10 protein-coding genes and 1 tRNA gene are annotated in these 11,752 nt (G+C 34.9%); 7 read left to right on the top strand and 4 right to left on the bottom strand.

Going from position 1 to position 11,752, the window contains the following annotated elements; genetic code table 11:
- Positions 1-89 precede the first annotated feature (89 nt).
- The 3 genes from AAGD76_RS04565 to AAGD76_RS04555 all read left to right on the top strand — a co-directional run bounded on the left by AAGD76_RS04565 (position 90) and on the right by AAGD76_RS04555 (position 1,991).
- The gene (locus AAGD76_RS04565; RefSeq protein WP_010081986.1) at positions 90-323 is read left to right on the top strand and encodes a DUF6290 family protein; all 234 of its coding nucleotides are present in this window, start codon (positions 90-92) and stop codon (positions 321-323) included.
- Positions 299-562, top strand: a complete 264-nt coding sequence (locus AAGD76_RS04560; RefSeq protein WP_309166922.1) for a type II toxin-antitoxin system RelE/ParE family toxin — start codon at positions 299-301, stop codon at positions 560-562. The genes AAGD76_RS04565 and AAGD76_RS04560 overlap by 25 nt, the downstream gene beginning before the upstream one ends.
- 235 nt (positions 563-797) lie before the next feature.
- Positions 798-1,991, top strand: coding sequence for a phage portal protein (locus tag AAGD76_RS04555; protein ID WP_341820443.1), 1,194 nt, complete (start codon positions 798-800; stop codon positions 1,989-1,991).
- A gap of 54 nt (positions 1,992-2,045) precedes the next feature.
- Here the strand turns inward: AAGD76_RS04555 and AAGD76_RS04550 are convergent, their stop codons facing one another.
- Entirely contained in the window at positions 2,046-4,589 is a 2,544-nt protein-coding gene (locus AAGD76_RS04550) for an AsmA-like C-terminal region-containing protein (protein WP_341820442.1), read from the bottom strand.
- Between the two features lie 3 nt (positions 4,590-4,592).
- Positions 4,593-6,080 (bottom strand): murein biosynthesis integral membrane protein MurJ, encoded by a 1,488-nt coding sequence (murJ, locus tag AAGD76_RS04545; RefSeq protein ID WP_341820441.1) that lies wholly within the window; start codon positions 6,078-6,080, stop codon positions 4,593-4,595.
- A 150-nt stretch (positions 6,081-6,230) separates the two neighbouring features.
- Between murJ and AAGD76_RS04540 the strand changes: the two genes are divergently transcribed.
- The 4 genes from AAGD76_RS04540 to AAGD76_RS04525 all read left to right on the top strand — a co-directional run bounded on the left by AAGD76_RS04540 (position 6,231) and on the right by AAGD76_RS04525 (position 10,579).
- Positions 6,231-6,306: transfer RNA gene (locus AAGD76_RS04540), tRNA-His, on the top strand.
- Positions 6,307-6,493: 187 nt separating this feature from the next.
- The gene (mnmG, locus tag AAGD76_RS04535; protein ID WP_341820440.1) at positions 6,494-8,416 is read left to right on the top strand and encodes a tRNA uridine-5-carboxymethylaminomethyl(34) synthesis enzyme MnmG; all 1,923 of its coding nucleotides are present in this window, start codon (positions 6,494-6,496) and stop codon (positions 8,414-8,416) included.
- 8 nt (positions 8,417-8,424) lie between these two features.
- Positions 8,425-10,092: an aminopeptidase P family protein gene (locus tag AAGD76_RS04530; RefSeq protein WP_264374067.1), complete on the top strand. Its 1,668-nt coding sequence runs from the start codon at positions 8,425-8,427 to the stop codon at positions 10,090-10,092.
- 121 nt (positions 10,093-10,213) lie between these two features.
- Positions 10,214-10,579 carry a hypothetical protein gene (locus AAGD76_RS04525; RefSeq protein ID WP_064125381.1) on the top strand — a complete coding sequence of 122 codons (366 nt, stop codon included), beginning with the start codon at positions 10,214-10,216 and terminating at the stop codon, positions 10,577-10,579.
- 37 nt (positions 10,580-10,616) lie between these two features.
- Here AAGD76_RS04525 and AAGD76_RS04520 read toward each other — a convergent pair whose 3' ends face one another.
- Together AAGD76_RS04520 and AAGD76_RS04515 are read right to left on the bottom strand one after the other, a co-directional pair.
- Positions 10,617-10,766 (bottom strand): hypothetical protein, encoded by a 150-nt coding sequence (locus AAGD76_RS04520; protein ID WP_341820439.1) that lies wholly within the window; start codon positions 10,764-10,766, stop codon positions 10,617-10,619.
- A 7-nt stretch (positions 10,767-10,773) separates the two neighbouring features.
- Positions 10,774-11,730 carry an IS5 family transposase gene (locus AAGD76_RS04515; RefSeq protein WP_209472359.1) on the bottom strand — a complete coding sequence of 319 codons (957 nt, stop codon included), beginning with the start codon at positions 11,728-11,730 and terminating at the stop codon, positions 10,774-10,776.
- Between the last annotated feature and the right edge of the window lie 22 nt (positions 11,731-11,752).

The following is an 11,752-nucleotide window of genomic DNA, read 5'->3' as shown; positions in this document are numbered from 1 at the left end:
CACAGGTCCTCTTTACGTATAGGCAACTTTTTTTATTGAAAAATTCAGAAAAATGTTGTATAATTATTAGTAGATTTTAGGTAAAATATATGGCAAACTCAAAATTTAGCATAACTTTCAACAACGAAATTTCAGAGTGTCTTGCTGGACTGGCTAAAATAAGAAATAAGTCCATTAAAGAACTAACAGAGAAGCTAATACAAGAAGCAATTGAAAATGAGGAAGATAAAATACTAATTGAGCGTGCTGCTAAACGTAATGTTTCAGGTGTAAAGAAAATTAGAAGTGAGGATGTAGACTGGAATACAATATTATCTTCATAGAAAGCGTTCTTGAGAAAGACCTTCCAGCTCTTCCAAAAACAATAAGATTAAGGATCATAAATGCGATAAATAAGCGCCTTACAATTGATCCCATTAACCTTGGTGAGCCATTATATTACAGATTTAAAGGACAAAGAAGATTAAGGGTAGGTGATTATCGCGTTATCTATTCCGTAAATATTATAAAATATGAAGTGGTTATCACAGAGATAGGACACAGAAAAGATATTTATAAGTAAGTACATCATATAAACATTAAATATATTTTTACTCCTTCCTGATTCATTTTCTACCTTAGGTGGCTTCGCTCAGCTCAAAAAAAAGCTCATTCTTTTTGCTACCCCTTGATTGTGCCTGCCATTTAACTACTGTGTAGAGATTGCTCTCAAACATAATGTTCGTACGTTAGTATATCCTTCCTGTGACACCAATTGATATAATTCTACCACAAATTCAATTTTTTAGGAGGCATATATGAATCTCAATATTTTTCAAAGAAAAAAAAGCGCAGTATTTACTAAATATTCTGCTTTGCAGCTAATGATGGAGCCAAGTTGGAGTAAGCGTGATTATGTAAGTTTTGCTGAGGAAGGTTACATAAAAAATGTTATTGCCTTTCGAGCAATTAATATGATTGCAAGTGCTGCATCTTCGGTACCTTTTACTCTCTGCCAGCTTACTGAACAGGGAAAATCGCAATTAAAAGCCCATCCATTACTGAAATTACTTTATTCTCCTAATCCAATGACATCAAAATCGGAATTTATTGAGGGGATTGTAACTTATCGGTTAGTTAACGGCAATTCTTATATATTGATGGTTGAGTCACAGAATAGTAGAAAACCACCAACAGAGCTTTATCTTCTGCGCCCCGATAGGGTTGAAATTGTTCCAGGGAGAAATAACGTTCCTTATATCTATCGTTATACCATAAATAACAACAGTTATGACTTTAAAGTTGATAAACTAACCGGACGTTCAGCAGTGTTGCACTTAAAGACCTTTAATCCTTTGAATGATTGGTATGGGTTATCACCAATTGAGGCAGCTGCATATAGCATAGATCAACATAATCAGGCGGGTGCTTGGAATCAAGCGATGTTGCAAAATGGGGCAAGACCAAGTGGTGCAATAGTTGTAAAATCAGCAAAAGATGGAAGTGGTGGAAGTTTAAGTCAAGAGCAGTACCAACGCTTAAAAGCGCAGATAAATGATCATTATTCAGGTTCTATAAACGCTGGAAGACTGATATTGCTTGAAGGAGGCTTGGAGTGGAAAGAAATGAGCTTATCGCCAAGGGATATGGATTTTATTGAGTCCAAACACAGCTCAGCTCGTGATATTGCGCTAGCTTTTGGCGTTCCACCGCAATTGCTTGGCATACCGGGTGATAACACTTATAGCAATTTAGTCGAAGCACGCTTATCCCTCTGGGAGCAGACGGTTTTACCAACGCTAGAAAATATTATCTGTCACCTGAATTCTTGGCTGACACCAAGATTTGGTGAAGATCTGTGCTTGTCGTATGACAAAGATGCAATAGAAATTCTCATGGAAAAAAGACAAAAGTTGTGGAAATACGTAGAAAACGCAAGCTTCATGACGCTCAACGAAAAGAGAGAAGCATTTGGCTTGCCACCACTGCCAGGTGGTGATGAGTTAGGTTAAGTTTGTATCCGTTCAGATGAGTTCATTGTCCCCTAAACCGTACGCCTAAGTAAATCAACCATTTCTCTTGCTGACTAAAGCGGTGAAGATTTGGTCTACATCAAAACTCATCTTAGGACGCCAAATAGGGCCATCCAAATGCATATCGATATAGATTGGATTACTATAGCCTGGTGGAATGAAAAAGAACCTGAATATAGAAGCTAAAGCGAAGTTAGATAAGGTTAAATTAGAAGAGATCGACCCTGATGCTTGATCAATCCCGAACTGTAAACTAGTTGAACATATACCACTCTTAATACTTGCTTTTCCGCTAATATTTTCAAAAAATGTTTTACCATTATATATATCAATATAAGCAAGTGTGGAAATTTCAGACTTATTCTTACTGCTTAACAAATTAGTGATAAATGAATTAAAATCCACATTAGTAAATTCTATTCCCTGTGCTTGTAAATTTATATCTCCTGATAAGTTACTAGCCCAATCATGAAAACTTTTTCCTTGAGTTTTGATTTCACCATTTAAGCTTACCTGACCATTTACATTGTCAATTCCTATAACCTTACCAATCTTTTTAGTGTCCAAATTTACAATAGAAAATCTTGTATTCATTGAGTCTGATCTTAAATAACCCTGAAAAAACACTTGCCCGTGTTCTAATACGTAACTTGCCTGCCTGATAGTGATAGTGTTGTTTCTCATTACCGCATCCAAATTAAAATCTTTTAAAACATTCTGCTCGGTTTTAAATTCTGCAGTATTGATTTGCACATTTGCATCAAAGCCTTCTTTATCATCCAAAAAATCAAGCTGCTTTGTTGACCATTGAATTTGATCTATCTCATTTCTTGAATTTCTTTTCGTCTCTACTAAATTTGGTAATGTAATAATTTTTCCATTAAATTTACTGCCCGTAAGGTTAACATCTAATAAAGGTTTGGCGTATTTTTGATCTGCTAATATTTTTGCATTACCGGTAATATCGAAATCTTCTCCAGATAGTTTTATTTTATCTGCAACTAGCTTACCTTTTTCCATTTTTAGCAAAAAATCCAAATTTTTAATTTTCGTATCATTCAATGTAAGGTTATTAACACGGGCCTTTATATTTGCATCATACTGAAAATTTTTCAGCCATTGCATTTTAGGTAAACTGCTAAATAATGAATGATCATATTTATCTGCATCAAGATTATGCATGCTAAATTCACCATTGACCACATTGTGTTTTTTTGTATGGCTTACTCTGATTGACCCTTGCAAGGATTCCTTATTATTTAGCAGTCTAATGTCTGAGATAGATAATATTCTTGGTGCAAGGTGCAGTTTAGAACTTAGTGTAAATTGATTTTTCTGGTTTTCTTTCATCTTTATAGAAGGGAAAAAACATGAAATGAATGACTCAAAATCATTTCCTTCGACTAATAAATCACCGTTGAATTCAGATAGGACATTATTGTTTGAGATCTCTCCTGATAAGTAAGATATATTATTGATTCCAGGAAATTTAAGAAGCGTATTAACTTTTACTTTGCCATCAGTGGATTTTAGTACAGCACGGAAATTGTCCAATATTTTGTTTTGATATTGAATGTTAGAAGCTTCTATATTAAAATTTAAGCTCAAGTTCTTTGGCACAACTGCTCTAAAACATTCCAGAAGGTCTTTTATATTTGTTGTTTTTTGTGAATTGTCTTGTATGGAATCTAAGTCAACTTTACTGAAGCTAATATTGAAATTAGTGTGATTGCCTTTTCTATCATTTTGTATTGTACCGCTGGCTTGCATGCTTTTGGAATCAATTTTTAAGTCAGTTGCCGTAAACTCACTTTCATTAAGACTTATATTGGATGATATCTTGATATTTTCGCTAGGAATAACACAAGAGAGAAAGCTAAGATTAATGATTTTTGCTAAATCACTCACAGAACCGGAACTGTTATTAATTGTTAATGTTAAATTACCCTGGAGTTCTTCTTGATTTCTATTACCTGTAAATAGCAAATTTACAAAATTTGATTCAACACTAATGTGTACATTCCTTTTTGTGATATTAACCTTTCCTGAAAAATCGTAATTATTATCACCTACCTTTACTTTACCAAAAAACTGCTTATTTTTTTTTACAGCAACTTCCTTTATGTTAACAATATCAGCGAAATCATTCTTGAAACTTACTTGGCTGTCTTTTATTACTATATCGACTGTGTTACCACTGGCGTTTGTATTTATAATATTAAGTAAATTTTCTTTGTTGCTTTTCATGCCAAACAATGTGATTGACTTTGGTTGCAACGAAAATAAAAACAACGATAGGAACGATGGCCTTATTTCAATTTTTCTTACACTAATTAAATCTGACAACTTTTGCTCTTTATTTTCGTTGTATTGTACGTATACATTATAAATAGTGAGCTTTGGGGTAATCAACGAAACTTTAATTTTTCCCCCAATATGCACTTTAGCATCATACGTCTTCTCTAACTCTTTTATGATATATTTCCTGTAGCCACTCCAATCCTTAAAAGTTGCAGCAACATGCATGAGAATTAATAGCAGTGAGATTGATAATATAGCATATAAAGAAAGTCTCATAATTTACACATGCTTAAAGTTTCCCTTAAATATTAAATAGAGAATACCAAAATAAACAATAACACTCAAAGCTATTAAAGTCGTTAAATAAACAATACGAGCCAACATTTTATCAAAAAATAATCCTGCCAACAAAGAATTAAAAATATAAAGGGCTATTGACATGACTGCCGTTGCTACAAAAATTTTCATGACATTTAACAATAACGCTTGGCTAACCTTATACATTTTATTTATTGTTAAATAACTAATTAATAGAATAGAGTTTATCCAAGTGGAAACGGAAGTAGCAATAGCAATCCCCGTATGCTGATACTCGTTCATTAACAAAAGGTTTAGCACTACATTAATTCCAAGACACATTAGCGAAAATATGGTTGGTATTTTCAGATTGCCTTTAGCAAAAAATGTAGGTAGCAATACTTTATTTATAATAAATGCAGGTAAAGAAAGAGAAAATGCTATTAAAGTGGGAACAGTTTGCTGCACTGCATAATGATCAAACCGGCCGTAAGAAAAAAGCGTAAGTAAAATTATGTCGGGAATAATGATAAAGGCAGCAGTTGTTGGCATAATTAACATTAATCCTATGTTGAGAGCCTTGTTCTGTATTTTGACTATATTTTCAGTATTATCCACCTGTTTTGAAATTAAAGGAAGAAGCACTGTACCAATTGCAGTACCGATTATTCCCTGCGGTAGTTGATTTAGTCTATCGGCATAATATATATAGGACACCGCATTTGGTATAAAACTCGCCATGATTGTATCAATCCATAAGCTTATTTGAGTTACACAATTGTTGATAATTGCAGGTATCACACGCTTAAAAAATAACCTTACTTCATTGCTTAATTCAAGGCTAAAAGAAAAAGCTGCCTTTAACTTGTATGCACTAAATAGTATCAAAAGTAGCTGGAAAATTCCTCCTATAAGGACAGCTATAGAAAGGTTGTGCGCTGGAGTTTTTACGTAAGGCGCAAACAAACTGATGATTAAACAGAGATTCAAAACGATTGGTGCAATAGCTGTTGAAGCAAAATGCTGCTTTACTTGCAGCATTCCACCAATAAGTGATGCAATTGAAACAAAGATTATGTAGGGCATCATAATTCTTGATAAAGTAACAGTAAGGGTAAACTTACTTTGGTCAAATCCAGGAGCAAAAATTTGAATCATATAAGGGGAGAAAGTTTGCATGATAAGGCAAAAAATTACTAAGATAATAAACGTAATGGATATTACACTACTTGCAAAATTAAATGCCTTTTTATTATCATATGATTCTGTCGAATATAATGGTATGAATGAGGTAGTGAACGCTCCTTCTGCAAAAAATGCTCGAAATAGATTGGCAAAACGAAACGAAGAAAAAAATATGTCTGCAAGAGAGTTCGCACCAATAACCGTAGCAATCAATACATCTCTTATTAACCCTGAGATCCTTGAAATAGCCGTAAAAAAACTAAATGTGAAAATACTTTTAAACATACCACTACTTCATTAGTGTCAATACGATTAACTATAATGGTAAAAGTATCAATGAAAATATTTATTGGCTAAACTTAAAACCCTCTGCAAAAGGAGAGTTAAATAATCAATTGACTATTTGCGCTCTTATGTTAGAAATTTTATATCTTGGCGGGCGTAGCTCAGTTGGTAGAGCGTCAGTTTGTGGTACTGAATGTCGCCAGTTCGATCCTGGTCGCTCGCCCCACTAAAACCCGATAATTTGAAAAACCGTCATCCCGCTGCTTGTTAGCGGGATCTAGAGATACCGTGACGGTATGACGTGAGTTAGCTATACATTGGCCACTGATGATTGAAATAGTTAATTACTGTAAAATTTGACATTAACCGCTAATAGTTAGAATATTAGTAGAGTAAGAATTACTCAAGAAGGCATGCATAAATATGATGTAGTAGTAGTAGGTGGTGGTCATGCAGGGTGCGAAGCTGCTGCTGCTGCAGCTCGCCTTGGTGCAAACACGCTGCTTATAACTCATAAAATTTCAACTATAGGGGAAATGTCCTGCAATCCAGCAATCGGAGGAGTTGCAAAGGGCGTTGTAGTCAGGGAAGTTGACGCTCTTGATGGAATAATGGGAAGAGCAATCGATCAAGCAAGTATACACTCAGTCATTTTAAATAGCAGCAGAGGTGCGGCGGTGTGGGGACCACGTGCACAGGCAGACCGAAAATTGTACAAGCAAGCAATACAGGAAATTATTCTAAATTATAACAATTTGACGGTAAAAGAAGAGTCGGTTGACGATTTCCTTATAGAGAGTAATAACAATGGAGAATTGTGCATTAAAGCTGTAATAACAAGCTCAGGGGAACATATACTAACAGGTAAAGTTGTTTTAACTACGGGAACTTTCCTGCAAGGTGTAATTCATATAGGAGAGCAGGTAACTCCTTCAGGGAGAATGGGAGATAAGCCTGCAGTAGAACTTGCAAATACGTTGAAGAAATATAATTTTAAATTAGGTGGATTGCGCACCGGAACTCCGCCAAGGCTTGATCGTGGCACTATAAACTGGTCAATATTGCAAGAACAAGTGGGTGATAATCCACCTGTGCCGTTTTCTTATCTCACAGAAAAAATTAACCAACCTCAGGTATCATGCTTTATTACCCATACTAATGAAAACACGCATAAAATAATTAGAGAGAATCTGCACAGGTCAGCTTCTTCGTATTTGGATGATATTATAGCACCAAGATACTGCCCATCCATTGAAACTAAGGTTAAAAAATTCGCAGAAAAAAGTAGTCATCAAATATTTTTAGAACCAGAGGGCTTGAATGATGATACTATATACCCGAACGGAATTTCAAATTCATTGCCTATTGAAGTGCAGTGTGAAATGATAAAGAGTATCAAAGGACTTGAAAACGCAGAAATACTAAGGCTTGGATATGCAGTTGAGTATGACTATATTGATCCACGAGAACTAAGCCATACTCTTGAAACTAAGAAAATTAAAGGCCTATATTTTGCTGGCCAAATTAATGGCACCACTGGATATGAAGAAGCAGCAGGGCAAGGAATTATTGCCGGAATTAATGCAGCACTCTCTGCATCTGAAAAAAAAGAAAGCTTTGTTCTTCATCGCACAGACTCATATATCGGCGTAATGATAGATGATCTAGTCACCAAAGGGGTGATCGAACCTTATAGATTATTTACCTCACGTGCAGAATATAGGCTAGCTATCAGGTCAGACAATGCAGATAGAAGATTAACACAAAAAGGTTATGATATTTCCCTTGTTTCGCATGAGAGATACTCTGTTTTACAGAATAAACTTGAATCCATTAAGCAGCTTGAAGAGAAGTTAGGGAGTCTGACGATTACTCCTGAGCAGCTTAGGTCTTATGGTATCAAAATATCTTATGATGGGATAAGAAAAACGGCACTAGATTTACTTAGCTATCCAAACATCGACTGGAATAAATTACAAGAAATATGGCCGGAGTTAAGCAGCATCACGCGCTGGGATGGCACCGCAATGGGTAGCATAACTAAGAATGAAATATGCGAAGCGGTTGAAATTGAAGCAAAATACAAACCTTATCTAATAAGACAAGAAGCGGATATGAAGTTTTTACGAGAGGAAATTAACACTCAAATTCCAATTGATTTTAACTATTCACAAGTTAAAGGCCTGTCAAGTGAAGTAATAGAAAAGTTGCAGACGATACAACCAGCGACGATTGGCATTGCAAAGCAAATACAAGGCATCACTCCTGCAGCGATAGTGAGCATATTAGTGTATTTGAGAAACAGGAAAACGAAAGTGGCTGCTAATTTTGTATGAGGTGTTCTATGTCAAAAATCGAAGAATTTCGTTCTTTTATGCACGAGATAAACGTTGATGCATTTATGTTGCATACTAAAGATGAATATTTAAATGAGTATTCAGAGGAGCTAACAAAGCTGTGTGGCTTTACAGGAACAAATGGGCTACTTATCGTTACAAAAGACAACAAGTGCCCATTTTTTACGGATGGACGCTATATCACACAAGCTCGCAATCAGCTCGATCGGGGCAATTTTCAAGTATATAATATACAAGAAGAGGATCCACGCGAATGGATAAAAGCAAACTTAACATCGACTGCCTCACTAGGTTATTATTTGCAATATTTTACCATAGAAGATATAAGAAAGTATGAGAATATCTGTAAATTAATACCCTGTTTAGCTGGAAAAAAAAGTGACTATCGAAAACAAGCAGTGGTTTTACATTCTATTGAATATGCTGGTGAAAGTAGTAAGGACAAATGTGAAAAAGTCGCTAAAAGTATAGATAAAGAAGCTGAAGCAGTGCTTTTAACTGATCCAAATTCAATTTCGTGGTTATTAAATTTAAGAAATGAAAATGCTAAATATACTCCATGTATATTGGGCCGTGCTATATTGTATAAAAGCGGTAATGTTGGTTTGTTTATTCAAGATAAAGAACATTCAACTATAGAAGCAAATTTAGGCAATCATATAAATATTTTTGATATTAGTGAGCTAGAAAATTCGCTGCACAAGCTAAATTCAATAGTCATGGATCCAAGCACAACTCCAATGAGTATCATGGCTGTAATAAAAGATAAACAGGTAGCTGAGAGAGAAGATCCTTGTCTAATTTATAAAGCAGCAAAAAACCAAACTGAAATAGCTGGGGCTATAAATGCGCATATCAGAGATGGAGTGGCAGTTACAAATTTTCTATATTGGCTTGAAAATAATGTTGGTACAGAACTTGAAGCTGAAGAAAAGATTTTAGAATACAGAAAAGAGCAGAATTTGTTTAAGCAACTAAGTTTTCCAATAATTTCAGCATTTAATGAGAATGGGGCAATAATTCACTATCGTGCAAGCAGTAAGACGAATAAAGTAATTCAGAAAGATGGACTGTATTTGATTGACTCTGGTGGCCAATACCTTGACGGCACAACTGATGTGACAAGAACTGTAGCAATTGGCAATCCAACTGATGAACAAATAACCCACTATACAATAGTACTCAAAGCTCACATTGCTATAGCAAGTGTCATCTTTCCTCCTGGCACTACTGGTGGAGAATTGGATATATTAGCACGTACGCATTTATGGAAATTTGGAATGGACTATATGCATGGTACAGGGCATGGAGTAGGAAGTTACCTATCAGTACACGAAGGACCACAAGCAATATCAAAAAGTAATAAAGTGAAACTCACGCCAGGGATGATACTTTCCAACGAACCTGGCTATTACATTCCGGGAGAGTATGGAATAAGAATTGAAAATCTGATATATGTTGACAGGCAAGAAAACGGCTTCTTAAACTTTAAACAACTGACCTCTATTCCATATGATAGAAGACTAATAAATGTGCAAATGCTTACTAAGGATGAAATTGAATGGATAAATGGCTACCATCAATTTGTCTATAAAAACTTAGAAAATAGCGTAAAAGATAAGGAATGGTTAAAGAAGGTATGTGACCCTTTATAAGCAAAGGAGCATTTTTTATTATTTAAAAAGTATTAATGCAATTGTGACAGGTATTTTGTATTGTTTTTAATTTTAAAATAATATATAATAAAGGACACGTATTTTTAGGTAGGTTATAATTATGATAGATAAAGGGCAAGAAGATGAATTTATGAAGCAGTATATGGATACTTGCAAAGAGCAAATAGAAAAATTAGCCAAGGATCCTGAATTGCTTAATCAGACTTTAAAACCATTTATGCAAATGTCTCAGCAGCTTATGGCTGGCGGTATGTTAGAAGGGGCTATGCCTGGCATGATACCTGATTTGGGCAGTATGGATGTTAACAAGATGATTGCTCAGATGAAGGAAATGATTGACTACATAAGAGGTAACTATAAGGAACTAATGAAAGAGCACAGCTCGCAGATTCAAGAGCTTGATGAATCCAGTAAAAAGCTAAGAGGCTTAGTTAAAAAATTGATAGAAAAGATCGAAAGTAAGTAAATAACATCTGGATTTCTGTCATTCTATATACAACTTTCTAGTTGGACGGTAAGTCGAGGTCAATTATTGATGCCATGAAAGTAGCTGACACTGGTTCCTTTATGACGGCAGTGCCCAGAGGTGTCATTCCAGTGCTTGACACTGGAATGGCTTTGTTGCATCGCTCTTCGGATAGTAGGTAACGCACAATAAATTTATGAAGCTATCTCAAATTTAGCCATACCAATATCAGTGAACTTATTGAGCAAATAGCATTTAACAAGTAGTTCCTTCTCTCTATTTGTCTCAGATTTATTCCTAAAACTAAACCCGAATGTTTGTTTCAGTCGCGAGAAAAAACTTTCTATATAAGATCTTTTTCCATAACTCATCTCTTTTTTCCACTTCTTTATACTATCTTCATCATATGACTTTATGAGCTTGACTGCAGAATTTCTCTCAGCCATATAGTCTAACTTTGGATGCTCTGCTGCGTTGTTTTTCGGAGGAATTTTCGTTTTTATACCATATTGATTACACAGCTTATAGAGCTTTTCTCTGTCATATGCCCTATCTGCATATAGTACTTTTATGACATACTGAAAATCGACTTCTTTTAGCAAATCACAAGCTCCATAGTGATCAGAGTAGACACCGTTACTGTATTTTACAGCTATGGCTTTTTTGCTGTTTGTATTCAACATTACATGCAATTTTCTTGTCTGTTCATAGCTGCGATACTTTCTATCTTCGCTATTTTCTTTGCTATGACCAGGAGTGTTGTTGTATATACTAATTCCTGTACTGTCTATAGCAATTTCGATATCTTCCATATTATTTTTATCAATTCTGCAATCATTGATCTTAATATTGAGTTTCTTAAACCTTCTTGATGATTGTGAATAGCTGATAACTTGCAAATTTTTCCCAATTTGCTCAAGGTATCCTGCTATAAACCCAACTGTTTGCCTCAGGCCTATTCTAAATAAACAAGTTATTATGTGCACCAAAATTACAACTTTATCGCTATAAATATTGTTGCCACCTGGTATTTTTGGACCATTCTCGTACCACTTTTCTATGGCTTCGTTGATATAATGAAAAATATTTCCTCTTTTTTCTAGAAATTTGTTATATTCGCTATGGTTACTGACCCTCATTTTTTGTGGCATATTTTTTCTTTCAAGGTTAAAT

The organism is Wolbachia endosymbiont (group A) of Cydia strobilella (assembly GCF_964026745.1).
Classification (GTDB): Bacteria; Pseudomonadota; Alphaproteobacteria; order Rickettsiales; family Anaplasmataceae; genus Wolbachia; species Wolbachia pipientis.
Note: the sequence above shows the minus strand (reverse complement) of the source record. Positions and strands in the feature narration are given on the sequence as shown.

Excerpts from the sequence above, each read along its gene's own strand:
- AAGD76_RS04530 (WP_264374067.1), top strand. The coding sequence starts at position 8,425 with ATGTCAAAAATCGAAGAATTTCGTTCTTTTATGCACGAGATAAACGTT.
- AAGD76_RS04555 (WP_341820443.1), top strand. The coding sequence starts at position 798 with ATGAATCTCAATATTTTTCAAAGAAAAAAAAGCGCAGTATTTACTAAA.
- mnmG (WP_341820440.1), top strand. The coding sequence starts at position 6,494 with ATGCATAAATATGATGTAGTAGTAGTAGGTGGTGGTCATGCAGGGTGC.
- AAGD76_RS04565 (WP_010081986.1), top strand. The coding sequence starts at position 90 with ATGGCAAACTCAAAATTTAGCATAACTTTCAACAACGAAATTTCAGAG.
- AAGD76_RS04515 (WP_209472359.1), bottom strand. The coding sequence starts at position 11,730 with ATGCCACAAAAAATGAGGGTCAGTAACCATAGCGAATATAACAAATTT.
- AAGD76_RS04525 (WP_064125381.1), top strand. The coding sequence starts at position 10,214 with ATGATAGATAAAGGGCAAGAAGATGAATTTATGAAGCAGTATATGGAT.
- AAGD76_RS04550 (WP_341820442.1), bottom strand. The coding sequence starts at position 4,589 with ATGAGACTTTCTTTATATGCTATATTATCAATCTCACTGCTATTAATT.
- murJ (WP_341820441.1), bottom strand. The coding sequence starts at position 6,080 with ATGTTTAAAAGTATTTTCACATTTAGTTTTTTTACGGCTATTTCAAGG.